24 protein-coding genes are annotated in these 23,399 nt (G+C 55.4%); 9 read left to right on the plus strand and 15 right to left on the minus strand.

The genetic code is table 11. The features are described 5' to 3' along the window. Window positions 1-41: 41 nt before the first annotated feature. Genes VB780_RS20595 through VB780_RS20630 form a run of 8 tightly spaced genes read right to left on the minus strand, consistent with a single transcriptional unit; the run spans window position 42 to window position 9,107 of the window. Window positions 42-962: a glycosyltransferase family 2 protein gene (locus tag VB780_RS20595; protein WP_323353053.1), complete on the minus strand. Its 921-nt coding sequence runs from the start codon at window positions 960-962 to the stop codon at window positions 42-44. 58 nt (window positions 963-1,020) lie between these two features. Next, on the minus strand, window positions 1,021-2,358 hold the full coding sequence (locus VB780_RS20600; RefSeq protein ID WP_323353054.1) for a polysaccharide ABC transporter ATP-binding protein: 1,338 nt from the start codon (window positions 2,356-2,358) through the stop codon (window positions 1,021-1,023). Further along, on the minus strand, window positions 2,355-3,200 hold the full coding sequence (locus VB780_RS20605; protein ID WP_323353055.1) for an ABC transporter permease: 846 nt from the start codon (window positions 3,198-3,200) through the stop codon (window positions 2,355-2,357). The genes VB780_RS20600 and VB780_RS20605 overlap by 4 nt, the downstream gene beginning before the upstream one ends. A 53-nt stretch (window positions 3,201-3,253) precedes the next feature. Beyond that, on the minus strand, window positions 3,254-4,252 hold the full coding sequence (locus tag VB780_RS20610; RefSeq protein WP_323353056.1) for a glycosyltransferase family 2 protein: 999 nt from the start codon (window positions 4,250-4,252) through the stop codon (window positions 3,254-3,256). A gap of 9 nt (window positions 4,253-4,261) precedes the next feature. Beyond that, entirely contained in the window at window positions 4,262-5,587 is a 1,326-nt protein-coding gene (locus VB780_RS20615) for a glycosyltransferase (RefSeq protein ID WP_323353057.1), read from the minus strand. A gap of 10 nt (window positions 5,588-5,597) precedes the next feature. Then, entirely contained in the window at window positions 5,598-6,521 is a 924-nt protein-coding gene (locus VB780_RS20620) for a glycosyltransferase family 2 protein (protein WP_323353058.1), read from the minus strand. A 19-nt stretch (window positions 6,522-6,540) separates the two neighbouring features. Continuing rightward, window positions 6,541-8,028, minus strand: a complete 1,488-nt coding sequence (locus VB780_RS20625) for an NAD(P)/FAD-dependent oxidoreductase (RefSeq protein ID WP_323353059.1) — start codon at window positions 8,026-8,028, stop codon at window positions 6,541-6,543. 56 nt (window positions 8,029-8,084) lie between these two features. Beyond that, the gene (locus tag VB780_RS20630) at window positions 8,085-9,107 is read right to left on the minus strand and encodes a glycosyltransferase family 2 protein (RefSeq protein ID WP_323353060.1); all 1,023 of its coding nucleotides are present in this window, start codon (window positions 9,105-9,107) and stop codon (window positions 8,085-8,087) included. A 551-nt stretch (window positions 9,108-9,658) separates the two neighbouring features. Between VB780_RS20630 and VB780_RS20635 the strand changes: the two genes are divergently transcribed. Next, entirely contained in the window at window positions 9,659-9,979 is a 321-nt protein-coding gene (locus tag VB780_RS20635; protein WP_323353061.1) for a TMEM14 family protein, read from the plus strand. Window positions 9,980-10,096: 117 nt separating this feature from the next. On the opposite strand, the gene VB780_RS20640 is transcribed toward VB780_RS20635, so the two are convergent. Next, window positions 10,097-11,089, minus strand: coding sequence for an S-layer homology domain-containing protein (locus tag VB780_RS20640; RefSeq protein ID WP_323353062.1), 993 nt, complete (start codon window positions 11,087-11,089; stop codon window positions 10,097-10,099). 120 nt (window positions 11,090-11,209) lie between these two features. Here VB780_RS20640 and VB780_RS20645 point away from each other — a divergent pair, with 120 nt between their 5' ends. From VB780_RS20645 to VB780_RS20665, 5 genes are all read left to right on the plus strand, one after another. After that, window positions 11,210-12,145: a nucleoside hydrolase gene (locus VB780_RS20645; protein WP_323353063.1), complete on the plus strand. Its 936-nt coding sequence runs from the start codon at window positions 11,210-11,212 to the stop codon at window positions 12,143-12,145. 42 nt (window positions 12,146-12,187) lie between these two features. Then, entirely contained in the window at window positions 12,188-12,775 is a 588-nt protein-coding gene (locus VB780_RS20650; protein ID WP_323353064.1) for a hypothetical protein, read from the plus strand. A gap of 40 nt (window positions 12,776-12,815) precedes the next feature. Next, a complete protein-coding gene (locus VB780_RS20655) occupies window positions 12,816-13,127 on the plus strand; it encodes a BMC domain-containing protein (RefSeq protein WP_323353065.1) in 312 nt (103 codons plus the stop codon). A 118-nt stretch (window positions 13,128-13,245) separates the two neighbouring features. Beyond that, a complete protein-coding gene (locus VB780_RS20660) occupies window positions 13,246-13,593 on the plus strand; it encodes a carbon dioxide-concentrating mechanism protein CcmK (protein ID WP_190627320.1) in 348 nt (115 codons plus the stop codon). 132 nt (window positions 13,594-13,725) lie between these two features. Next, a complete protein-coding gene (locus VB780_RS20665) occupies window positions 13,726-14,358 on the plus strand; it encodes a Uma2 family endonuclease (RefSeq protein ID WP_323353066.1) in 633 nt (210 codons plus the stop codon). On the opposite strand, the gene VB780_RS20670 is transcribed toward VB780_RS20665, so the two are convergent. Next, on the minus strand, window positions 14,355-14,567 hold the full coding sequence (locus VB780_RS20670) for a DUF2945 domain-containing protein (RefSeq protein WP_323353067.1): 213 nt from the start codon (window positions 14,565-14,567) through the stop codon (window positions 14,355-14,357). The two genes, VB780_RS20665 and VB780_RS20670, sit on opposite strands and share 4 nt — an antisense overlap. Window positions 14,568-14,775: 208 nt before the next feature. Beyond that, complete coding sequence (locus VB780_RS20675) at window positions 14,776-15,138, minus strand: hypothetical protein (RefSeq protein WP_323353068.1); 363 nt, start codon at window positions 15,136-15,138, stop codon at window positions 14,776-14,778. 345 nt (window positions 15,139-15,483) lie between these two features. On the opposite strand from VB780_RS20675, the gene VB780_RS20680 reads away from it, so the two are divergent. Next, window positions 15,484-16,005 carry a GAF domain-containing protein gene (locus VB780_RS20680; protein ID WP_323353069.1) on the plus strand — a complete coding sequence of 174 codons (522 nt, stop codon included), beginning with the start codon at window positions 15,484-15,486 and terminating at the stop codon, window positions 16,003-16,005. A 66-nt stretch (window positions 16,006-16,071) separates the two neighbouring features. Here VB780_RS20680 and leuA read toward each other — a convergent pair whose 3' ends face one another. Next, window positions 16,072-17,772 carry a 2-isopropylmalate synthase gene (gene leuA / locus VB780_RS20685; protein WP_323353070.1) on the minus strand — a complete coding sequence of 567 codons (1,701 nt, stop codon included), beginning with the start codon at window positions 17,770-17,772 and terminating at the stop codon, window positions 16,072-16,074. Window positions 17,773-18,481: 709 nt separating this feature from the next. On the opposite strand from leuA, the gene VB780_RS20690 reads away from it, so the two are divergent. Next, entirely contained in the window at window positions 18,482-20,233 is a 1,752-nt protein-coding gene (locus VB780_RS20690) for a cation:proton antiporter (protein ID WP_323353071.1), read from the plus strand. A gap of 41 nt (window positions 20,234-20,274) precedes the next feature. Here the strand turns inward: VB780_RS20690 and VB780_RS20695 are convergent, their stop codons facing one another. Then, window positions 20,275-20,604 (minus strand): type II toxin-antitoxin system PemK/MazF family toxin, encoded by a 330-nt coding sequence (locus VB780_RS20695; protein ID WP_323353072.1) that lies wholly within the window; start codon window positions 20,602-20,604, stop codon window positions 20,275-20,277. Beyond that, entirely contained in the window at window positions 20,604-20,846 is a 243-nt protein-coding gene (locus VB780_RS20700; protein WP_323353073.1) for an AbrB/MazE/SpoVT family DNA-binding domain-containing protein, read from the minus strand. Before VB780_RS20700 ends, VB780_RS20695 begins: the two co-directional genes overlap by 1 nt. Before the next feature lie 126 nt (window positions 20,847-20,972). Here VB780_RS20700 and VB780_RS20705 point away from each other — a divergent pair, with 126 nt between their 5' ends. Beyond that, window positions 20,973-21,554, plus strand: a complete 582-nt coding sequence (locus tag VB780_RS20705; RefSeq protein ID WP_323353074.1) for a Uma2 family endonuclease — start codon at window positions 20,973-20,975, stop codon at window positions 21,552-21,554. Window positions 21,555-21,603: 49 nt separating this feature from the next. Here VB780_RS20705 and VB780_RS20710 read toward each other — a convergent pair whose 3' ends face one another. Continuing rightward, a complete protein-coding gene (locus VB780_RS20710) occupies window positions 21,604-23,367 on the minus strand; it encodes an ATP-binding protein (protein WP_323353075.1) in 1,764 nt (587 codons plus the stop codon). Between the last annotated feature and the right edge of the window lie 32 nt (window positions 23,368-23,399).

Genomic DNA, 23,399 nt, shown 5'->3' on the forward strand with positions numbered 1-23,399 from the left:
GAATGTCCTGTAGTAAATCCCTGGCGTCACTCGGCGCTGCCCTAGGCGGGCGGTAGTGCCTGGGTCGGCGTCGCCACCCGCCGCAGACTCTGCTTCAGCTGGGCGATCGCGCTGTAGACGGCGATCGCACCCACATGTCGAGGATGCAGCCGCAGCGCCCAGAGCCAGTGGGTCAGCGCCGCCCCGGTTTGGCCCATCTGGTAGGAGGTTTGGGCGTGCTTGTAGACAAACTCGGCAAACATTTTGGGGTGAGCCTCAAAGGCGGCCCGATGCTTGTCAATCAGCCGGTTAAAACTCTCCTGGCGCAGCTTGGGGTTACCCGACACCCGCGTGCCCGTGTGGGTCAGCAGATGATAGGTGACCGTGGGCAGGCCAATCAGCGTGCAGGCCGGGTTGAGCCGCAAAAAGAACTCCGAATGCACCCGCGATCGAAAGGTCTCATCCCAGCCGCCAATCGCCAGCACTACCTCGCGCTCCACTACCAGGGTCTGCTTGGTGTGGGGCGATCGCCTCGGCTCCGGATCTTCCAAAAAGAAGTGACCGCCCCTGGGACAGCGGGAAGGCGGTAGGCGGGTCAGCAACACCTTTCCGCGGGCATCCACCTTACTCAACCCTGACAACACTCCCAGGGGCGATCCCGGTGGAGCGGACTCCAGCGCCGCGATCGACACCGCCGCCATGTGGGGCAGCAGCACATCGTCGTCGTCGAGGTAAGTAACCCAGCGGCCCCGCGCCGCCTCGGTTCCTGCATTGCGTGCCCCCGCGCCGCCCCGCCCTGGATCGAGGCGAATGATCCGCACGCGGGGATCGTCGGGCAGCTGCACGGGTGGGTCAGAAGCATCATCCACCACCACCACCTCCAGGTCACAATAGGTTTGCTGCAAAGCACTGCGCACCGCCAGGGGCAGTAGATGAGGCCGATTGTGAGTCGGAATAATAACGCTGAGCTGAGGTTGAACCATGGTTTAACCCTCCTATCTAACCGTTCTAAAAAAAAGGCCTCAAACTAACCGCCAAACCCTAGGGCAGCGGTTGACTAACCGACACTGGCGCGACCACTGGCACCATTGACCAGCTGCGCGGCTGATAAAACTGACACTTGTTGACGTTTTGCTGCGATGTCACCGTAAAGCGAAACGACTCCACCAGATCAAAGGTGTAAACCGCGTCTTTGCGCAGGCGAATTTGGGCGGTGTAGACCCCCGGTGTCAGCCCCAGATAGGGCATCTGCAGCCGAATCTCTGCCAGCCCCGGCGACAGCTGGAAAAAGGCATCGTCGTTTTGCCCCCGCAGCGACAACACGTAGCCCGTGCTCTCGATGCCGCCCACCTTGGCAATGCGAAGGTCGAGGGCTACCCCGCTATAGCTGTCGTGGGCCTCACAGGTGGCGCACAGGCTGAGGGGTTCGCCCGTAGACAGGGTTTGAGTGAGCTGCCCGTCGCCGTCCCGAAAGAACAGGTCGCGGAAATCAATACCGTTGCTCTCCTCGGCGGCTTTGGGAGGAAAGACCATGCGGTTTTCGGAGCGCTCGATGCTGTTGAGAAACAGATCGCGCTCATAATGATCAACCACCGCATTGACCTCACCCTGGGTCACCAACGCCCCTCGGGTCAGGTAGATGGCCTGGTCGCAAATGTTGAGAATGGCCTGGGAGTTGTGGTTGACCAAAATAAAGGCCACCCCCCGCTGGCGCAGTTCGTAGAGGCGGCGGTAGCACTTGGCCTTAAAGCGGGCGTCGCCTACGGCCAGCACCTCATCGATCAGCAGGATGTTGGGCTCGGTGTAGATGGCGCAGGCAAACCCCAGCCGCGCCGCCATCCCCGAACTGTAGGTCTGCACCGGGGCGTCAATCGCCTCTTCAATTTCGGCAAACTCGACCACCTCCTGAAAGCACTGCTTGATCTGCTGGGTGGTGAGACCCAAGATCGACATGTTGGCGTAGATATTTTCGCGACCGGTCAAAATCGGGTTAAAGCCTGCCCCCAGGGCAATCAGCGGGGCCAGCCGCCCGCGCACCCGCACCCGCCCCGTGTCGGGTTTGATCAGGCCGCTGATGATGCGCAGCAGGGTACTTTTGCCCGCCCCGTTGCTGCCCACCAGCCCCACCGCCTGACCCCGATACAGCTGAAAGCTGATGTCTTTTAGCGCCCAAAACTCCTGGGGACGCAGGCGATCGCTGTGGGGCCTACCGCCGGTTAAGTCGGCAGCAATATCCTTCACGCCGTAGAAGAGCGATCGCTTCAGGTCGCGGCAAAACTTCTTCGACACCCCCTCCACCGAAATCACGGGCTGATTGTCGGATTCAGGAGTTGCCATAAACGATTCCATTAGTGATTCAGTATTGAGCCGTGTTGTCATGACGTTACCCTCTCAACCACGTACGGCATGGCAATGCGAAACCCGATCCAGGTCAGCAGCAGGCCCAGCAGCGTTAGCCCACTGACCACCCAAAAGCTCACCGCTTCCGTCAGCACTCCGGTAGTGGCTAGCTCGCGGGTAGTGACCAGCAGCGGTGTCACCGGGTTGAGAGAAACTAGCACTCCAAAGGCTCCTTCGGTAGGCACGGGGTAGATCACGGGCGTCAAAAACAGCCAGAAGCCCATGATCATGTTGAGGCTCTTCGACACATCCTGGTAGAGCACGCCAATCGGGGCCAGCAAAATGCCGACCAGCGTACCCAGCAGCACCAGGTGAATCAGCGCCACTGGGGCCAAGATCACCGTCCAGCTCACCGGCACCCGAAAGAACAAAAACAGCCCAATAATCAAAATCAGCTTGATGCCAAAGTTAAAGCCCACCTCCCCCAGCTTGGCCAGAATGATCGCCTCCCGCGGAAAGTTGACCCGCGCCAGCATGGGCTTAGCGATAATCACCGCCTGCACTGGCCCGGTAGCAGCATCCACAAAGGTCTGCCACAGGGCGGTATTAAACATGACAAAGGCCGGATAGGGGATATCGGTTTCGCCCACGGTAAAGACGTTGGCGTCTTTCGCCAGGGTAAAGCCCACGGCCATCGCGATCGGTGGAATAAACGCCCAGGCCACGCCCAAAAAGGCCTGCCGATACTGGGCGCTAATGTCGCGCACCATCAGCCGCCAGGCCAGTTCGCGGGAGGCCAGCAGGTCACGCCACATTGTCCACAGCAAAAACCGGGGTCGGCGCAGCAGACTATCGGGGGTATAGATCAGTTCGGGCGGCATCAACTCGACAACTCCATCAACGATCGAAGCGTTTAGCTAGGTCTGGAAAATCTTTAACCTTTGGAATAGTGGGTATTTGACCCGGAAGCGCGGTGTCGATGGGTGAGGTAGCGGTTGAGACCATGCTCAGTTTTGGCGATCGCCCGTGCCAGCAGGTGGCTGCCTGCGCCAAAGGTAAGTTTTTGAGTGAATGGATAGATGAGGGTGCCGTAGCGCCGCCAGCCCAGCTTTTTATATTTGGACTTGAAGTAGCCATCTTCGGCAAGGTTCCACTTGTCGCGCAGGCGGTGCAGGCTCTCCAGAGTCCAGCGATTGCTCCAGCGCAGCATGTAGTAGTGCACATCAGCCCACTCCTGGGGCGGGCCGGGGACATAGGTGACGAGCGAGGCGGGCTCAAAGTAAACCGTTTCACCTGCTTCTCGCACCAGCATGCAAAAATCGAGGTGCTCTTTGGTGTTGAGCATGGCCTCGTCGAGGGGGCCAATCTGGTCAAACAGCGATCGCCGCACCAGTACGCAGTGAAACTCGGCTAGTTCGGTGGGGGTGCGATTGAGGGCCGGTCGAATTTCCTCTACCGTTTTGCCCTGATACAACATTTTTTCGCGCAGGCGGCGACGGCCCAGCTTGTCAACCCAAACGTGGGATTCGCCTCCGGCAAAGTGTACCTCAGCATGGATAGGCTCATGCTGGCACATCAGCGGGCCTACCACTGCCGCGTCAGCCTCCTCAGCACAGGTGACCAGCGCATCTAGCCAGCCGGGCGACACTACCACGTCGTTATCGACAAACACCAGGTACTTGGTATCGACGGCTTGCAGGCCCAGGTTGCGAGCCTGGTTAGGGTAGAGGTAGTGCTCGGTGCGGATAAGTTTAAAGCCCTTTTCTAGAGCCTGTTCTTCGAGGTAGCGGCGCAGCTTGTGGGGCGAATTGCCGTCTACGTACACCAGATTAAAGGGCATCTGCGTGTGGGCGTAGATGCTCTCTAGCGAGGTTTGAGCGTAGCTAAATCGCTCACGGGGTACAACAACAAGGGTGACAAGAGGTTCAGTCATGGGTTACTCCTATTTCTCCACGGAGGCAGGACGCATAGACGAGGACGGCAAGGGGGGAGACAGAGGGGTGCGATCGCTGGAGCGAGGCCCCGATTGATTGACCGGCGACAGCAGCCGATCGTATACCTGCACCAGCCGGTCGTTGAGCATTTGGATGTCAAAATGACGCTCCACAAACCGCCGTCCAGCTATCCCTAGCTCAGGCCATCGCTCTGGATGATCCAGCAGGTAACCCAGGCGTTCAGCCAGAGCATCAGCGTCGCGTTCAGGAACTAAAAACCCTGACACGCCATCTTCCACTAGCTCGGGTATGCCGCCGTGGTAGGTGCTTAGCACCGGCAAACCCATCGCCATCGCCTCCTTCAAGACATTGACGGGGGCATCCTGGTTGCCGTCGGCGGCGGTAACGCTAGGGGCGACAAACAGGTGGCATCTGTCCAAAATCTCGACGATTTCAGCCTCATTTTTCCAGCCCACCAGGTGAATGTAGGACTCGGCCTGGAGTTCGATAATGAGCTGTTGTAGGGCGGGGTGCAGGGGGCCGTCGCCGATGATGGTGTAGGTCAGATTTGGATAGCGCTGGGCCTGCTGGGCGACGGCGCGAATGGCAAACTCGAGGCCTTTTTTCTCCACCAGGCGGCCTGTAGTAGCAAGGCGAACGGGCTGATCTGGCTCTAGCTGTCGCGGTCGAAAGGTGAATTTGTTGGTGTCTAGGCCTGAGAAATGAACCGCGATGCGATCGCTGGACCAGCCCAGGGCCAAGACGCGGTGCCTAAAGAAGTCGCAGTTGGCTAAGCAGTAGTCAACGTCTGGAAATAGCTGGCGATAAACGCGATCGCCCCCCTCCTGCACGTAGCGGCTGATATCAAAGCCGCGAAACATCAGAAGTAGCCGAGGGGTTGACCGCAGTAGCCGTTTGAAAGCCAGCCCCCGATACCCCTGGGTACCAAACTGGCAGTGAATAATGTCATAGGCTTGGGGTCGCCCCACCAGCGCCACAGCGGTGTAGAGCAGCCACAGGTTGAGCGCTTGTTCACCATAGGCAACCAGGTTGAGCGATCGCAAAATTAGTAAGGGCGCTCGATGAATGTGAATTAGCGCCAGCCAGAACCCCTTTAAAGCCCGCCAGATATAATTTTGAGGCACTTCCGGCATGGGGTAGGTGCGCTCCCACAGGCGGTAGCGGCCCACATCGGGATGCGACACAGCCCAATCCCCCACGCGATTGGTGTAGATATCGACCTGATGGCCGCGATCGATCAGCCCCGTCACCTGATTGAGCACGAATGTCTCTGACAGACAAGGGAAATCAGCCACTAAAAATGCAATGCGCATATCACTCTTCTCAACTCCGACTGGATGCTCCGCCAAATTTAAGCCGTAGGGTTTCCCAGGCGGTGATGTAGCGCACCATCACCATCACCGATGACACTTTAAGTTTTTGATCTAGATGTTTAAGCCGCCCGTCGCCAAAGGCGTTGACTACAAAAAACACTGGCGGCACCAGGTTTTGCAGCAGAGCCTGCACGAACACCCACTGGCGCTGCCCTAGCGATTTAGCCTGTTTGAGCTGCACATCGTAGTAGCCACCCGCTAGCCTCACCGTGCGCTTGTGCAACTCTCCCAGCGATCGCCTCGCCGGATGTCCCACTTGCACCTCATCGGCGTAGACCTGCTGAAATCCAGCTTCAAACACCCGTCGGCCCCACTCCAGGTCGCCGTTTGACTTGAGGCGAAGGTCAAATGGCCCCACCCGATCGATCACCCGTCGCCAGGTCAGCACATTGGCGGTGGCTCCACCGTGCTGCTCTCGCAGCAGCCGCTCCTGGGGAAAGGCCGTCAGGCTCTCGTAAAGCTCCACCGCCGTAGGACGCTGGGGATCGGCAAAAAACAGATTGATTCGGCCCACCACCTGGCCACAGTTAGGCTCCTGGCACAGTCGCGCCACCCCCCGCTCTAGCCAGTCGGAGTCAGGGATGCAGTCGGCATCGGTAAAGGCGATCGCCTCGCCCTTCGCCACCTCCAGCCCCCGGTTGCGGGCTGCATAGGAACCAGGAATAGGCTCTACGGCTAGCGCAGCGTTATCGTAGTCGGCCACCATGGCCTTAATCAGATCCAAATCGTCAGAGCCATTGTCGACCACGATGATTTCGAAGCGCGATCGCGCGTAGGTTTGCTCAGCCAGGGCTGCCAAACACAGCTGCAGCCGATCCCCGTCGTTAAAGACGGGGATGATCACTGACACAAAGGGAGCTTCAGACCCACTCATAACTTCCTCGCTGATGCTCCTAGGCGGCGCTTGAGAGTGACGACCCAGCGGGCACCAATTCACCCCCCGGTTTCAGCTTCGACCACTCCTGATCGGTAAAGTTCTCGTGGTACGAGCGCTCAACGTTGATATTCCAAATGTCGTGGTTTTCGCCCACGATGTTTTTGGCGGCTAGCAGTGCCGACAGCATCGAGTGATCCTGGTTGTTGTAGCGGTGCATGCCGTTGCGGCCCACGGTTTGCAGGTTTTCAAAGGTGCGAATGTAGTCCTCTAACACCTGCAAATGCTGGCGATATTCACCGTCGTACACCGGGTAGGCCTTGAACTGGCGAATCACGCAGCCGTCTTCCACATCCTCGCGCTTCACCCCCAGCCCCAGGCGAGCAATTTCTTTAGAGGCCAACTGGATGAGCTGCTCGTCGGGCATTTCCCAGAGGTCGTCCCCCTCGCTGCAAAAATACTCCATGCCCAGGCAGGTCTTGCTGGGGTCGGGCACCATTTCGGGGCTCCAGTTCTTGAAGTTTTGAATGCGCCCTACCTTAAACTCAGGGCTGTGAATATAGAGCCAGTTGTCGGGGAAGAGATCGGGGTTGTCAACAACTAGCGAGACAATTAAGAAATCGCGATACTTAAGCCCCCGCGCCGCTGCCATCACCTCTTCGGGGGGCAGTGGATCGAGGCGATTGAGCAGCAGAGAAATGGGCATGGAGTTGATAAAATGTTCGCCCACAATGTCAAAAATCTGATCGCCCTGTTTGGCTACCACCTTAGTAATGCGCTTGCCCTGGCGCTCTACCCGCACCACCTCGGTGTTGAGATGGACTGGCGAACCGTGCACATCCAGCAGTTCTTGGCAGCGCTCCCACATCATGCCGGGGCCGAGGCGAGGGTAGTCAAACTTTTTGATTAAACTTTTGGCATTTTGGCTACCAAAAATCGCATTGATTACCGCCTGCTTGAGGGACATATTTTGAATGCGCTGAGCCGCCCAGTCGGCGCGAATCTGGCTACAGGGAATGCCCCAAACCTTCTCAGTGTAGGTCTTAAAGAAAATTCGATAGAGCCGCTCGCCAAAGCAGTCGATCACCCATTCTTCAAAGGTTTCGGCCTCAATGCCAGGGTTCATATACTTGTGGCCCTTGGCCTTGAGGTAGCTAAAGAGAATCAGCGCGCTGGTGACGGGGCCGAGGTTTTTGAGCGTCTTGATTAGCGACAGCGGGTAGTCGTAAAATTTGTTGTCGTAATAAATGCGCGACATGCGGGGCGTTTGGATAAAGTCGTCGCCTAAAATCTCTTTCCACACCGCTTGCACTTCGCTGACCTTGGTAAAAAAGCGGTGGCCGCCAATGTCAAAGCGGTAGCCCTTATAGGTTTCAGTGCGAGAAATGCCGCCCACTTTGTCGGCTTTTTCGAGCACCACCGACTTTTTGCCGTGCTTCATTAGCTCGTAGCCTGCGGTTAAACCAGCCGGCCCGCCGCCAATGATTACTACAGGTAAAGACTGCATTAATTCAACTCCAAAAATTCAGGTGTAACTGCACTGATAAAACTTGAGGTGGCTGGCTAGTCGGCCAGGGTAGAAAACTGCCGAAAGCGGTAGGTCGCCAATCCATAGGCAAAGGCTGCGCCCCCGTAGAGAAAATAGAACCAGTGCCAGGGAATGACTCGCAGGGCAAACAGCGGCCCGCGCTTATACCAAAAAAAGCGATAAACCCGCTGGTTGATGATCAGTAGCCCGACCATGATGGCGATCGCAACGATCCACAAAAAGGGTTCAACCAGGCCGCCCACTAGACAGCCCAGCGCCGCATAGGTGAGCACTACGCTGAGGCGGTTGGTGCGATCGAGGTTGAGATCATTCATCGGCTGCCCCTGGCTGAGAATTAGCTCTGCCCAGGGCAGGGCGCGATAGAAAATCTCGGCCCGCAGCAGCGAAACCGGCTGCCAGCATTTCAGGTGTTTGACCTGAATGTGCTTGCACAGGCGAATGGTGTAGCCCGCCCGCCGCAGCCGGTAGCCCAGCTCAATGTCTTCCACGCAGGGTTTGACGTAGCGCTCGTCGAACCCGCCCACGGCGTTAAACGCCTCGGCGCGAATGGCTCCGCAGGCACCCCAAAAGGTCGAAGCCTTTTCGGAAGACACCTGGTGGGTGTAGTGGTGAAACAGGTTTTTATACTGCGACAAAAAGTTGGGAGCCCCCGGCTGGTCGTCGTAGGAGCCAATCAGCGCCGCCAGGTTGATGTCTTTTTGAAAGGCCGCTTCGACACTGACAATAGTGTCTTGAGCGACGGTGACATCGGCATCAACGAAGAACAGAATGTCTCCCTGGGCCATTGCCGCGCCTCGGTTGCGGGCGCGGGCTGGCCCACCGGCCGAGTCGTAGCGAAAAACCTTGGCTCCAAACTCCTTTGCCACCTCCCACGAACCGTCGGTGTCGCCGTCGGCAACCACAATCACCTCATCGGGCTGGCGGCTAGACTGCCTCAAACTTTCGAGGCAGCGGCGGAAGCTATCGCCACCGTTGTGGACAGGGATAATGACAGAAATATTGGAACGTCTGGATGCATGACCTAGGCTGGGATTCATGAACTCATTATTCCTAGGAATAAGTGATGATCTTTGAAAAAACATCAAAAACCGGCAATAAATTTGCCAATCTTTATTCGGAGCAGGAAACGATTTCAGGAATTAAAAATGTTTTTTAGCAGGATTTAAGGCTATTTGTAGGAAAATCTAGGAGGCATATGCATCAGAGGTTTTGGCAGGTTGCGATCGCTCTATATCAGTGAAACTAGCATGGCTATTTTGGCGACATCATGAAAAAACTCTCATCTTCACTCTTTCTTTATGGTTATTTTTTCCCATAGAGAATTTTTAAATGCCTATCTTTGGGGAGATGTAAGCAAACTATGGTCAAATTTTCTAAAGTTTAAGACCCAATTTTTTCCCAATTTGTTTCCTAAATATCGCGTGTGTATTTGTAAATACATACGCGATGTGTTGCTTAATACATTGCCTGGAATTATAAGGCAGGGCAACAAAATTTACGGCTGCTTCTCACGGTCAGCTCTACTGCCTAAGGTTGTGCGGCGGCAAAAACCTCGCTAGCCTGGAAATGTTCTCATGTGCAAGCCGCTATGCCCACTGGAGCCCTCTGTGCGATCGCCTATGCCGCCCTCTCTGCGGTCGGCGGTCTGATGGGTTATACCCAGGCCCGCAGTCAGGCGTCATTGGGCACCGGTTTAGTGAGTGCCGCCCTGCTGCTGACCGGAGCCTGGCTGTGGCAGGCTGGTTCTGCTGGCGGCGCGGGTATGGCCATGGGGGTAACGGTGGCCCTGGTGTTTATCTTCATTCGCCGCTGGATGCAGACCCGCAAAGCTATGCCCGCCGCCATCATGATTGTGGCGGGGGTGCTGGCGTTTCTGGGTATGGGGCTTTCGCTGTTCGGCGTTATTTAAGGGTGGGGCGTGGACGGGTGAGTGAACTTGCTCGGACATCGCCGTTGGTGTAGCCTCTCATCAAGAGAAAGGGTAGATGAGAGTTTCTTATTCAATTGGTTGATAATTGGCGGGAAATTAAAGAGAGTTTGTAGAGTCGGTCGGTGTTGAGGAACCCGACTCGGTAGACGATCGTCCTAACAGGTCTTTAGCAGAAATACCTTCAGTTTGGTTGCCAAAGCGCCACAGTGCAGCGGCGGCCTCAGCTTGGGTAACGCCTTTCTGGGGCTGAAATAGTGTGGTGTAGCCAAAGGCGCGGCGAATGTTGGCAAAATCGCCGTTTTGGTGGTCGGCCAGCACTGCCCGCAGGGCCAGGGGCTCTACTTGGGCGGTGTCTTGAAACCCCCAGGCGGTGGTAACAGCCTCGGCGCTGGCAGTGGGCAGCGGGGCTCGCAGGTCTAGGGGCACCTTCCACAGCACTAGGGTTTCGCGGGTGAGGGGCGCATCGGGCCGAAAGGTGACGGCGGTGGCGTTGCCGGTCTTGGCGCTGGGGATGATACCGGCCTCGGCTAGCCCCTGAATGGCGGCAAAGTAGGGGTGCGAGGCCGGTACATCCTGAAAGGCGGGGGTGGTGCCAGCGGTGGCGGGACGCATGCGCTTGGCCGGGACATCTTTATAAAACGCGTTGTTGGCGGTGAGCAGCCATTGGGCAAACTCGCCTCGGGTAATGGGTTGGTTGGGCTGAAAGTCGGGGGAAGGAGCGTTACCGTTGGCAGTTTGGCTATTCGCTGGTTCGACAATGCCGAGGGCCAGCCAGTTTTGCACGTAGGGCCGCAGGTCTTCGGGCACTTCGTTGAGCAGGGTCGTGGCGCTGCCCTCGGGGGAGGTTTCTGGCTCTGGGAGATCGCTGGCCTCGGTTGGGTCGGACTCCGCCGCTGGGGGCTCGGCGGGGTCGGGTTCAGCCTCTGCTTCCGCTGGGGTTTCGGGGTCTTCACCCGTGAATACGGGCCGATCTTGCAGTTGTGGATCGGCCTCAAGGGACTGTTCTAGGGAGCTGCCCGCGCAGCCCGCCACAAACAGCAGACTTAGCCCAGATACCATGAGAGTTGTGAGACGCAGCGCAGCAGACAAGGGGCAACCTCCGTAGCGGGAGAATCTATGCAGTACCTACACAGCGTATTTTAGGACAGCGCCTGCTGCCTCTGCTGGCTACGCTGTGCCACCCCCTGTAGAGAACTCTAGAATTTGCCCATGCGTCCTCGACCGCTGATTATTGATTGCGACCCTGGGGTTGACGATGCGATCGCCATCCTCCTCGCCCTGGCTAGCCCCGCTGAGTTTGACCTGCTGGGCATTACCACTGTGGCGGGCAATGTGCCCCTGGCGCTGACGGCGGCTAACGCTCGGCGCATCTGCCAACTGGCCCAGCGCCCTGACGTGCCGATATATGCGGGGTGCCCTAGGCCGCTGCTGCGATCGCTCACCACTGCCGAAGACATCCACGGCGCAACGGGCTTGCAGGGGGCCGAACTGCCTGAACCTACTACTCCGCTGCAAGCTCAGCACGCCGTCGCGTTTTTGATTGAACAGTTCACGACTACCCCGCATCCCATTACCCTGGCTACCCTCGGCCCGCTCACCAATTTGGCTGTGACCCTGATTCAGTGCCCCGCGATCGCCCAGGGCATCGACCAGGTGGTGATGATGGGGGGGGCGCTGGGGGGCGGCAACGTTACCCCCGCCGCCGAATTTAATATCTACGTCGATCCCCACGCGGCCAAAGTTGTCGTCGATGCCGGTCTGCCTCTGACCATGATTGGCCTGGATGCCACCCATCAGGTGATGACCACTCCCGAGCGGCTGACTGCCCTGGAAAACCTCGGTACCCCCGTGGGCAAAGCCGCTGCGGGCATGCTGCGCTACTACGGCCAGCTCGATGTGGAGCGCCATGGTCTAGCCGCCCCCCCCCTCCACGACCCTTGCATAATCGCCTATCTGCTGCGCCCCGACCTGTTCTCGGGCCGACCTATGCGCCTGGCGATAGAAACCGAAGGGTCACTCTGCATTGGGCGCACCGTCGCCAACGCCTACCCCACCGCCGCTGTTCCGGCCAACGCCACGGTGATTCAAACCGTCGATGCCGAGGGCATCTATGCACTTTTGACAGAACGCCTTGGGAAACTATAGCTGGGCACAAAACTCCCCCATGGCGCTTGATAAGATAGCTCTATGGCCTACACCACCGAACAACTCCTGGACTTTCTCGATCAGGAACTGCGCGCCACCTGGAAGGGCGAGCGGGTGGTGCTGTCATCCGCCGATCGCATCGACAACCCGGTGCTCTCGAAGGCGATCGGGGCCGACAAGCTGAGTAAAGTGTTTGCCATTCAAGACTTTCGCGCCCAAATTCACGACTACCAGCACCAGCACGGGGTGTCGGGCTTGGTGTGGCACACCTGCCAGTTTCGGGGCCGCAGCCTGCGCGTACCTGAGCTGCACCCCCAGCTAATTGCGATTCCGGCAGATAAAGCAGCATTGGTGACGGCAAAATCCACCGTGGTTGAGTTTTGGCGACAGTCTATCGACGGGCTGCGCCTGTGGATGGCGGGCAGCGCTCCCCAACCAACCACCCTAGAGGCAGTGGAAGAACGCATAGCAAAAACTGAGTGGGCCGAGCTAGCGGCAACTCGCTCCGAGCTGTATCTCACCCTATGCTGGGGCGACCCCAAAGACTGCCATTGCGACTGGGCCAAGCCAGAGTCGGGGTGCGATCGCATCATCGCCACCGCCGGAGAACCCAGCGGCATCAAGGTATGATTGACAGTTGAATAACGCAGCTTTTCCCTAGGAGCACCCCATGGCCATTGCCGTCGGCGTCATCGAAACCCAAACCTTTCCGGCAGTGCTGGCCGCCGCCGATGCCATGGTCAAAGCGGGCAACGTCACCGTCTCGGTGCAAGACCGCTCCGAGAGCGGGCGGCAGTTTGTGGTGATTCGCGGCCTGGTGGCCGAGGTCAAGCGCGCCATGGAAGCGGGACTAGTGGCGGCCAACGCCTGCCCCAACCTGGCCGAAGTCACCACCCACGTGATCATCCCCAACCCCACCGACAACATCGACGCGATTTTGCCCATCGGCTTTACCCCAGCCTCAGAACCGTTTCGGGTATAAGCTCTGCTATTACAACTCCCCACAGTCTTTAATAAATCGATAAGGCGCGATCGCGACCACCGCCCCGTACAATAAAGATTGATTTTTTTACCCACAAAGCTTTCTCAGGAGTACAACCATGCCACAGGCTGTCGGGTCGCTCGAAACCAGAGGGTTTCCCCCGGTGCTAGCCGCCGCCGATGCGATGGTTAAAGCCGGGCGCGTTACGCTGATCGGCTACATTCGCGCCGGTAGTGCTCGCTTCGCCATCAACATTCGTGGCGATGTCTCCGAAGTTAAGGCCGCTATGGCCGCTGGGGTAGAAGCTGCCGAAAAAACCCCCGGCGGCATTCTCGAAACCTGGGTGATCATTCCCCGCCCCCACGAAAACGTGGTGGCCGTACTGCCGATCGAATTTAACGAAGAAACCGAAATCTATCGTCAAGCTGTCGAGCAACCCATTCTCCCCGGCTCCACCGGCCGCTAGAACGCCGCTTTTTTGCCAACCCCTGGGCGATCGCTACCGATTGTCCAGGGGTTTATCATAGATGCACGGATATCCCAATACCTCTTAGGGCACCGTCCACTCCAGCCGCAGTCGCTCCCCCCAGGCGTCGCCATGACCGCCACCCTGATTCAAAGCCCCGATCGCGTCATCTTGCGCAACATTAGCTGGCAAACCTACCGTTCGCTGGTGAATGATTTTGAGCAGGAACCGGCTATTCGCCTCACCTACGATCTCGGTACTCTCGAAATTCGGATGCCCCTGGATCCCCATGAAACGTTTAAAAAGCTGTTGGGTCGTCTGATTGAAGCGGCTACAGAAGAATTGGGACTGGAAATTCGCAGCTTGGGATCGCGCACCTGCGATCGCGAAGACCTGGCAAAGGGGCTAGAACCCGACCAGTGCTACTACATCCGACATGAGGCTGAGGTGCGCGGCGTGGCGCAAATAGACCTAGCTAACTATCCGCCTCCAGATCTGGCGGTCGAGATCGACATTACCAGCAGCTCGCTCAATCGCTTGGCGATCTATTCAGCACTGAGTGTTCCAGAAATTTGGCGGTTCGATGGCGAATGTCTGACCATTTGCGCACTGCAAGGCAAACGCTACATCCTCAGCCCAGCTAGCCTGGCTTTGCCCCCGCTCATCGCTAGCGATATCGAGCGGTTTCTGCAACTACAACCAACCACTGGCGAAAATAGCCTAATCAGACAATTTCGCCAGTGGATAGCCAGTCAAACTCCCTAATCTTCTTTTGTTAAAGCTTCGGGTTTGTGAGCGGCCTGGCTGCCAGTTTTCTCACTTTCCACCAGGTATTGAGGATTTTCTTTAGACGCAGCAACTGTATGACCTTTAATTTCGGTGCGAGAGGTGATTTTTTTGACCACCTTACCTACAGTTTTGCCCTGGGCAGTGCTCCAAGAAACCTTATCTCCCTGTTTGAAGGCTTGGTTCATAATAATTACCTGCTTGCAATGTTATCGACTTTCGCCAATCGATCAGCAAAACAGTTGTGGCATGGGTTAATTGTGCTTTATTCTCACTCAACCTACGCTCAAAGCTTTGTCAATCAATTAGCTTGTGACCTAGGCCAGACAACAAAATAGTGTTCTTGAGGATCTACAGCAAAACGCCCTGCGATCCTCAAATGGCTGAAACTACTGACTATTTATCGTCGTTGGGCAACTCGCCGTTATCTACGCCAGGAACGAGGGTCTTCACGTTTTGAGGATAAATCCCAGCCATGTTTTTAACCGCATCTGCCGATTCTTCGGCAATACGCTTCAGCTTTTCGCCGGGTTGTCCTTCCAAGGCTTCATTTTCGGCTTCCCATTGGCCCATGGTGCGGGGGCGACCAACTTCCTGCGTGGGCGGCAGTTCGTTAGCGTAGGTGCGCCCACCCATATTCTGATCGGCTTTGACACCGTTAGCGGTCAGCAAAATGACAACTGCAGAGCAAGCAACTGCGAACTGTTTCCATTGAATACGGTTGAATACTGCTTTTAAGGTTACAAAAATATCTTTCATCACAAATCACCTATGGGTCAATTCAAACTGAGAATCAGCAAGCGTTCTGCTTGCTAATCCACTGATCAACACGGTAGGTAACTTGTTTAGGAAGCTTATCGCTCAAAGGGTATATCTTCACAGGTGCCGAAATAGGTGATGAAAGCGGCGCATCCTAGAGGAAATATCACCTTTATTTTTTCTTATCAGAAAATTATTTCTCTCTAAAGAATGAGCCTAAAAACCTCACCATGACAGGGGTGAATGCAAAGCGTCGGTTTTAAGGTGCTGATATAACCTCTATGGATACCCATGGTTTACCTAAATACATCGACTGCCCGCCCAAGACATGACGATAAGCTTGAAATGTTGGTCTGCCAAGTGTTAGAAGCATCGCCCCACAGCGAGAATTTGGCGCAGGTGATGGCGGATCTGTTGGCTACCTTAGGGCAGCGTTTACAGTGCGATCGCATCTTTCTCTACCTGCGATCGCCCCAATCTACCCTGGGGCGAGTGCCCTTCTGCTGGCAAGCGCGACCGTCGATACCCAAGGTTTATGATCCCAACTGGAAGCCAGAATATGCTGCTTTGGCCAAAGATGATCCAATGTTCGCGGCGGCCCTCAACGCTCAGCCCAGCATCTTTGTAGAGGATGTGGAAACCGCCAGCCCCAGGGTCTTGAACCGCGACTTTGAGCGGGACACCTTTGGCCATCGAGCTTTGATTCATGCCCATCTGTGCTCAGGGCAGAAACTCTGGGGCATTCTACAAGCTTGCGTTTTCGATGCACCGCGCGTGTGGAGCTGGAGCGATCGCCAACTCACCGAGCAGGCTGTTTCGTGGCTCACCCCCTTCGCCATCGACTATGTGAGCGCCCATGCTCCTTAATTATCACTTGATTGAAAGCTAGATATAGAGGTGAATGCCGGACGACATTCACCCCCAGACCCGCTCTTATACAATCGTTTGAGGCATGGGCAAAACCCCCTGTTCTTGAGTCGGCGTTAGGGTTGCCAGCCCTCGGTTAGCGGCGCTGAGCACCGCCAGTAGCGACGCCGTGACAATGCTGCTGTGAATGCCCACCCCGTGAATCGTGCCCTCTAGCCAGTCGGCGGCGATCTCGATTAGGGCGATCGCATCCGCATCACTGCCATGGCCAATCGCCTTTTCCTCGTAGCTGTGGATTCGAATGCCTAGCTCTAGCGCATCCACAAAGGCATCGATGGGGCCGTTTCCCCGACCGTCGCGGCTAAATACCCTGCCATTGCATTCCAAGGTTGTGGAAATGGCCGACGGGGTTTCATCATCCTGCCAGTGGTGGCTGACGTACTTAAACGGTGCATTGGCCCGCAGATACTCCTGCTCAAACAAGTCCCACAGCATCGGGGCAGTCATCTCCTTGCCGGTAGCATCCATGGCCCGCTGCACCACCTGGCTAAATTCAATCTGCAAGCGGCGGGGCAGGCTGAGGTTGTAGTCGCGCTCCAGCAAAAAGGCGATGCCCCCCTTGCCTGACTGGCTATTCACCCGCACAACCGACTCGTAGGAGCGGCCCAAATCTGCCGGATCCAGCGGCAGGTAGGGCATATCCCACAGGTCTTCAGGGTTGCGGGCGGCAAAGCCCTTGCGAATCGCATCCTGGTGGGAGCCGGAGAAGGCGGTGAACACCAGGTCGCCCACATAGGGGTGGCGGGGGTGAATGGGCAGCTGGGTGCAGTCTTCGACCACGCGGGCCACCTCGTTAATGCGCGAAAAATCCAGCCCTGGATGAATGCCCTGGGTGTAGAGATTCAGCGCCAAGGTGACGATATCGACGTTGCCGGTGCGCTCGCCGTTGCCAAATAGGCAGCCCTCGACGCGATCGGCCCCGGCCATCTGGCCCAGCTCGGCGGCGGCGATCGCACAGCCCCGGTCGTTGTGGTTGTGGACGCTGAGATCCACGCTGTCGCGGCACGCGAGGTGGCGGTGCATCCATTCCACCTGGTCGGCAAAGACGTTGGGGGTGGCGCTTTCCACGGTGGCGGGCAGGTTGATGATGGCTTTGCGATCGGGGGTGGGCTGCCAGACTTCCAGCACCGCATTACAGATATCCCGCGCAAACTCCAGCTCAGTCTGCGAAAACACCTCCGGCGAATACTGAAAGCGCCACTGGGTTTCGGGCCGCTCCGCTGCCAAATCGCGGATCAGCGTAGCGGCCTTCACCGCCAGGTCGATGGTTGCCGCTTGGTCGTTGCGAAACACCACCCGCCGAAACACTGGAGCCGTGGCGTTGTAGACGTGGACGATCGCCCGCTTGGCCCCCGCGAGAGATTCAAACGTGCGGCGGATCAAGTCTTCCCGCGCCTGGGTGAGCACCTGAATTTCCACATCGTCGGGCACACGATTTTCTTCGATCAACCGGCGCACAAAGTTAAAGTCGGTCTCTGAGGCGGAGGGAAAGGCCACCTCGATTTCTTTAAAGCCGATCGCCACCAGCAACTCAAACATGCGCAGCTTTTGCTCTACCGACATCGGCTCGATCAGTGCTTGGTTGCCGTCACGCAGGTCAGTGCTGAGCCAGATGGGGGGCTTGGCGATTACCTGGCTGGGCCAGGTGCGGTCGGGCAATGCGATCGGCGCAAAGGGACGGTACTTTTCGGCGGGGTTGGTCAGCATGGGGAGATCTCTCTAGTTTCAGATAGCAATACTGAGGTGATTTCTAAGCATCACCTGATGGGGATGGTGGGCATTGCCCACCCTACGGAGCTTGGGATTGGTGCATTAACGCTAGGGGGCAAGTACCTGGCAGCAGCACAGGCGGTCTTGCCTAAACTCCCAAGCAGTAGTCAGGTCTAGGGGAAACCTGTGACCTGGGGAGTCGAGCTATTCAGGGCATTTCGCCTTTGTTTTAAAAGTTAGTTGCGCCCAAGGCGCAGCAGCAGCCCCAGCCCTAAGAGCAGGCTGAAGAGAGGGGCGAGGGTTAGCTGCAAAGAAGACATTAACGAGCTACGGCGCAAAATTGCACAACACCCGCATAGTAACCGCGTCGCAAAGCCTCGTCAAGGACTGGGGTGTCGGGTTGGCGAAAGGGGGCTCAACGCTCTGATCGGTAGAGCTCGATCTAAACACGGTGGGTAATGAGGAGCGATCGCAACCCTGGAGGCCAGAGCCAGAGCTATTTAACTCGACCCAGTTGATAGCGCACGCACCCTTTATTAGTGACAATAGAAGACGGGGATCGCACTCCTTTTGATTGGCTGAGCGGTTGGCCAGGACAACGTCAAGCCCTCGTTGACCCAAACTGCTGTTTTTGTTGACCCCCTGCGTCCACTGGTGCAGGGGGTTTTGTAGACCCTGTTCTTTCATTGCCCTACCGTGCCCCTGTATGACCGCTGAACCCAACTTCGTTCTCGATTTGACTCTAGCCCTGGGTTGCTCTGCCATCGGCGGCTACATCGCCCATCGTCTCAAGCAGCCGGCGCTGCTGGGCTACCTGGTTACGGGGCTGATTATCGGCCCCTTTGGTCTGGGGCTACAGACCGATGTAGAGCAAATTCAGGCCTTGGCGGAGGTGGGCATTGCCTTTTTGCTGTTTGCCCTGGGTGTGGAGTTTTCGCTGACCGAACTGAAGCGGGTGAAGGATATCGCCCTCAAGGGCAGCTTTTTACAGATGGGGCTGACCACGCTGCTGGTGTGCTCGGTGTCGCTGCTGTCGGGTACGGCCAATTCTCCGCTGCAGGGCATTTTTTTGGGGCTGGTGCTGTCGCTGTCATCGACGGCGGTGGTGCTCAAAACTCTCACCGACCGGGGCGAAACCGCCACTGTGCACGGCCAGGTCATGCTGGGGCTGCTGATTTCCCAAGACATTGCTCTGGGGCTGATGCTGGCGGTGCTGCCGGTGCTCAACCAGCCCGATGCTCTGGGGCCAGCCCTGGCGATCGCGGCGCTCAAGTTTGGGCTGTTTTTGGCGGGGGCGATCGCCCTGGGCCGCTGGGTGGTGCCCCAGCTAATTCAGCACATTGCCGCCACCGAGAGCAGCGAGCTGTTTTTGCTCACCGTGGTCGCCCTCTGCCTGAGCATCGCCTGGATCACTTCTTTTCTGGGCCTCTCGATTGCCATGGGAGCCTTCGTCGCGGGCCTGATGATTTCTGAAATCGACTACGCTGACCAGGCCTTGGGCAAGATTTTGCCCCTGCGCGACACCTTTGCCTGCCTGTTTTTTGCCTCCATCGGCATGCTGATCGATCCTCACCTGATCGTCAGCGATCTGGGCCGAATTCTGGAGCTGGTGGCGCTGATTATGGTGGGCAAGGCGCTGATTATTCTGCCCATTGTGCTGGGGTTTGGCTATTCGCTCAAAACGGCGGTGAAAGCGAGCTTTGGGCTTAACCAAATCGGTGAATTTTCCTTTGTGCTGGCGCTGATGGGGCTAGAGCTGGGTCTGATCAACGAAGAGCGCTACTCGCTGCTGCTGGGCACGATCGCCATTTCGCTGATGCTTACCCCGCTGTGGATTAACCTAGCTCCCAAGGTGGCCGACTGGCTGCACAACCTGCCGGTGCTCAAGGACTTTCTCAACCAGGCCGAAGACCCAAAGCTGCTGTCGGTACCCGGCGACATTCAAGATCATGTGATTGTGGCGGGCTATGGCCGGGTGGGCGAGGTGCTGGTGAATGTGCTGCTCAGCCGGGGTTATTCGGTGCTGGTGATCGACAATAGCGAAACCGCGATTCAGCGCCTGCGCAACCGCCACGCGCCCCTGGTGCAAATTCCCTTTGTCTATGGCGATGCCGACAGCGAACTGGTGCTAGAGAAAACGTCTCTAGAAACCGCCAAGGCTCTGGCCATTACCCTGCCCGACCCGACGACCACCCGCCTGGTGCTGCAACGGGCGCTGCTGCGGGCACCCGAGCTGGATATCATTGCGCGATCGCACAACAACGAAGAGATCGACGTACTCACCCAGCTCGGGGCGAGGGAGGTGGTGCAGCCCGAGTTTGAGGCGGCCCTAGAGCTGGGCTCGCACCTGCTCAATACCCTGGGCGAAAAGTCGGTCGAAATTCAGTCAGTGCTGGACTGGATTCGCCAAGATCGCTACCGCAGTATTCGCCCAGCGGCCCAGGTGGGCGAGGGGTAGGGGAGTGGGGGAGTAGGTGAGTGGATAGGTGGGTGGGGTTTTTAGAACAGGATGGGTTTGATGCGTCGGAGAACGTCTTGCAGCAGTAGGTCTGGGCAATGTGCAATAAATTGGGCGTTTCTGGCTTTAAAGTCGAGCGATCGCAACTGGTCGGCCATAATTACCCCAGTGACGGCTTCGCCCTCCGGCACTTTGACGTAGAAGGGGTTGCGTCGCTGGGTATTGCTGATGGGGCAAACGAAGACAAACCCCATTTTTGCATTGAAGCTACTTTGGCTGACGACTAGCGCGGGGCGATTTCCCCGTTGCTCATGCCCAGCTTGGGGGTCAAAGCTCAGCCAGATAAAATCGCCCCGATTCGGAACGTACATTACCAAGCCTCGTTGCCGACGGGGCTACCCCAGTCGATCTCGGAGTCAGGGGTTTCGACGACTTCGGCTAGAAGCTCGTCTAGGCTTAGCTCAGGCAGGGTTTGAATGGGCGTAATCACTAGCTTTCCATCTTCCACGGTGCACTCTACGGCATCGTTTAGGCTGAGGTGCAGCGCTTCGAGAATGTATTTTGGAATCCGTACCGCTAGGGAATTGCCCCATTGGCCAATCTGGGACTTCATTGCGCTGTCCTTGTGATTAGGTCATTGGATATCCAAAGTATATCATCGGCCTGGGTCGACCTCAGGAATGCTGCGGTATGGTGGTTTAAGATGTATTCAGCCATCCCTAGAGGGCATTAAGGCGGCATGGTGCAAGCGTCTTCTCTAACTAGCACTGACCTTTTTCTCAAGCGATGGACGGTTGATGATTACCACCGCATGATTTCTGCTGGGATTTTGACCCCAGAAGATCGGGTGGAGCTTTTGGATGGTCAAATTGTTGAAATGGCACCTCAAGACCCACCCCATGCTTCTCGTATTGATGACGGGGGCGACTATCTCAAAGCTCTCTTTGCCAACCGGGCAAAGGTGCGGGTGCAACTGCCCATTACTCTGGCTCCAGGGTCGGAACCGGAGCCTGATTTTGCAATTGTTCGCATTGACGAAAATTGCTACCGCGATCGCCACCCCCAGCCGCAGGATGTGCTGCTGCTAATTGAAGTGGCTGATTCGACGTTGAAGCGCGATCGCACCCACAAGGCCCAAATCTATGCCAAAGCTGATATTGGCGAATATTGGATTGTTGATATCAAAAAACGCCAGGTCGTTGTTTTGCAAGACCCACAGGGCGATTCATATCAGTTTGAGCAAACTTTCACTGAAAACGATCAGATTGCACCATTGCTATTGTCAGACATCGTAATAAATTTACACTATTTAATTCTTTGATGCATACAGTATGGGCTAGAAAGCTTGAGCCAATGCTCATACGTTAAAGCTAGCTATATTTGCCATTCGATTTTAAGATAAATTCTGTTAGTTCGGTAGCTCTTTTTTCTAAGTCGAGAATACTAAAGTCGGCATCATTATGTTGAACATAATATTGAGCCACTTTGACTTTGCTTGCAGTCCTCTTTTCTCTTGAACCCCTTTTTTCATATAAAAGAAGGTTTGACCACTTATCTCTTGACAATATTTTGTTGGCTGACGGGTGGATTGATCGAATTGCTTCTTCAATCTTTTCTACATCCATGTAGTTTTCTATTTCTCTTCCTTGAGTGACCCACGCAAATCCTGGCCCCTTATCAAATTCCTCTTTGAGGCGCTTCTTAGTTTTTGAAAGTCTGCTTTGAGCGCTTGCCTTATCACTATCAAATAGGATAACGGAATTCCTGTTAAGAGCTCTCAAAGACACAAAATCGCTTATTTTATCTTCTATCTCCTCATTGTCCAAAGCAGTTACGTGGCTAAACAATTTTCCTCCATAAAACATAATGGAGTAATGGATGCCTTCAACTAACTCCTCACATCTGCTTTTAATCCAATGATTTAGGTAGATTCGATCTGATGGGCCTTCTACCCAAATAACACAATTCGCCTGTAAAATATCGGATGCCTTATATCCTAGATCAAAACATATTTGAGATCTTTGCTTTGTACTAAATACAGCATCAATCCTAGAACCTTCGGGTTCCATAGTAACGTGAAATATCTCTGCTTCTATACCGTCCAGTAAATGTGCAGAATGAGTAGTGAATATATACTGGTTGTTGGTTGTGTCGGATAGGTATTTAATAAGTTTTCTCTGGAGCAGAGGGTGAAGATGTAGCTCGGGTTCCTCTACACATAAAATCGTATTTTCCAGCAAAGTAGCAGCTGATGCTAGGATAATGACTTCATGAACACCTGTGCCTAGCGATTCTAGAGGCAGTGTCTTGTTGTCCATGTGGACAAGGATCATGTCTCTGTCATAGGGAATTTCAATATTTGCACTTGAATTCTCTAGGACACTTCGAACAAATTCATTTATTGATACAAATTTCTCTTTGTCTTGTTGGCTGGATAACGAAGGATTTTGTATTTTTGCAAGCCTCTCAATAATTCCTTCGCCGCTAAAATCTAGAGGTTCACTGCCAGATAAACCTATCCTTCTTACAGCTGGAACCACTTCTACTATTGGAGGTGAGGAAGGGACATATGATAATGAATTAATTACTTCAGATATCCAATGATCAATGCTACCACCCTGCTTACGTGTTAATGCGTTCCAAAGATGACACCATTCGTGCTCTCTTAATAGTGACTTAGCACTAACAATGTCAAAATCCGGTTTGAACTCATCTGTTATCGATCTAGAACTATAGGAAAACCAGATGCAATTGTCATCGCTTAAAAAGACTGATTTCAAGACTTTCTTAGCGATTTCTTGTTGGTTAGGATCATTCGCAATATTCTTTTGAGAGATATACCCTTCTATTTCTCCATTCAACAAAGGGAAAGAAATTTTATGATCTATTTTCTGGCTAGCTATATGGCGATCTAAATCCTTAAATGGGCTTTCTTGTTTGTAATTCAGCCCCTGCCTACCACTTTTTGCTCTGTCCAAGAAAAAAGCGTATTGATATTTTAGAAAATTTATGATGTTGGATTTGCCAGAGTTGTTCTGGCCGATAATAAAGTTAATTTTGCGAAGCGGAGCTATCTTTGCTGTTTCTTCTCCAAAACTTCGGTAGTTAGAAAATCCAAAGCCATTAAGTAACAAGTCAAACTCCTTCTAAGCTTTCTAAAGCAAAT

Source organism: Leptolyngbya sp. CCNP1308 (genome assembly GCF_034932455.1).
Lineage (GTDB): Bacteria > Cyanobacteriota > Cyanobacteriia > Phormidesmidales > Phormidesmidaceae > Nodosilinea.

Excerpts from the sequence above, each read along its gene's own strand:
- VB780_RS20605 (WP_323353055.1), bottom strand. The coding sequence starts at position 3,200 with ATGCCGCCCGAACTGATCTATACCCCCGATAGTCTGCTGCGCCGACCC.
- VB780_RS20645 (WP_323353063.1), top strand. The coding sequence starts at position 11,210 with ATGCGTCCTCGACCGCTGATTATTGATTGCGACCCTGGGGTTGACGAT.
- VB780_RS20680 (WP_323353069.1), top strand. The coding sequence starts at position 15,484 with ATGTTGGTCTGCCAAGTGTTAGAAGCATCGCCCCACAGCGAGAATTTG.
- VB780_RS20630 (WP_323353060.1), bottom strand. The coding sequence starts at position 9,107 with ATGAATCCCAGCCTAGGTCATGCATCCAGACGTTCCAATATTTCTGTC.
- VB780_RS20655 (WP_323353065.1), top strand. The coding sequence starts at position 12,816 with ATGGCCATTGCCGTCGGCGTCATCGAAACCCAAACCTTTCCGGCAGTG.
- VB780_RS20670 (WP_323353067.1), bottom strand. The coding sequence starts at position 14,567 with ATGAACCAAGCCTTCAAACAGGGAGATAAGGTTTCTTGGAGCACTGCC.
- VB780_RS20620 (WP_323353058.1), bottom strand. The coding sequence starts at position 6,521 with ATGAGTGGGTCTGAAGCTCCCTTTGTGTCAGTGATCATCCCCGTCTTT.
- VB780_RS20700 (WP_323353073.1), bottom strand. The coding sequence starts at position 20,846 with ATGAAGTCCCAGATTGGCCAATGGGGCAATTCCCTAGCGGTACGGATT.
- VB780_RS20705 (WP_323353074.1), top strand. The coding sequence starts at position 20,973 with ATGGTGCAAGCGTCTTCTCTAACTAGCACTGACCTTTTTCTCAAGCGA.
- VB780_RS20600 (WP_323353054.1), bottom strand. The coding sequence starts at position 2,358 with ATGACAACACGGCTCAATACTGAATCACTAATGGAATCGTTTATGGCA.
- VB780_RS20615 (WP_323353057.1), bottom strand. The coding sequence starts at position 5,587 with ATGCGCATTGCATTTTTAGTGGCTGATTTCCCTTGTCTGTCAGAGACA.
- VB780_RS20695 (WP_323353072.1), bottom strand. The coding sequence starts at position 20,604 with ATGTACGTTCCGAATCGGGGCGATTTTATCTGGCTGAGCTTTGACCCC.
- VB780_RS20625 (WP_323353059.1), bottom strand. The coding sequence starts at position 8,028 with ATGCAGTCTTTACCTGTAGTAATCATTGGCGGCGGGCCGGCTGGTTTA.
- VB780_RS20610 (WP_323353056.1), bottom strand. The coding sequence starts at position 4,252 with ATGACTGAACCTCTTGTCACCCTTGTTGTTGTACCCCGTGAGCGATTT.
- VB780_RS20660 (WP_190627320.1), top strand. The coding sequence starts at position 13,246 with ATGCCACAGGCTGTCGGGTCGCTCGAAACCAGAGGGTTTCCCCCGGTG.
- VB780_RS20675 (WP_323353068.1), bottom strand. The coding sequence starts at position 15,138 with ATGAAAGATATTTTTGTAACCTTAAAAGCAGTATTCAACCGTATTCAA.
- VB780_RS20595 (WP_323353053.1), bottom strand. The coding sequence starts at position 962 with ATGGTTCAACCTCAGCTCAGCGTTATTATTCCGACTCACAATCGGCCT.
- VB780_RS20690 (WP_323353071.1), top strand. The coding sequence starts at position 18,482 with ATGACCGCTGAACCCAACTTCGTTCTCGATTTGACTCTAGCCCTGGGT.
- leuA (WP_323353070.1), bottom strand. The coding sequence starts at position 17,772 with ATGCTGACCAACCCCGCCGAAAAGTACCGTCCCTTTGCGCCGATCGCA.
- VB780_RS20650 (WP_323353064.1), top strand. The coding sequence starts at position 12,188 with ATGGCCTACACCACCGAACAACTCCTGGACTTTCTCGATCAGGAACTG.
- VB780_RS20635 (WP_323353061.1), top strand. The coding sequence starts at position 9,659 with ATGCCCACTGGAGCCCTCTGTGCGATCGCCTATGCCGCCCTCTCTGCG.
- VB780_RS20665 (WP_323353066.1), top strand. The coding sequence starts at position 13,726 with ATGACCGCCACCCTGATTCAAAGCCCCGATCGCGTCATCTTGCGCAAC.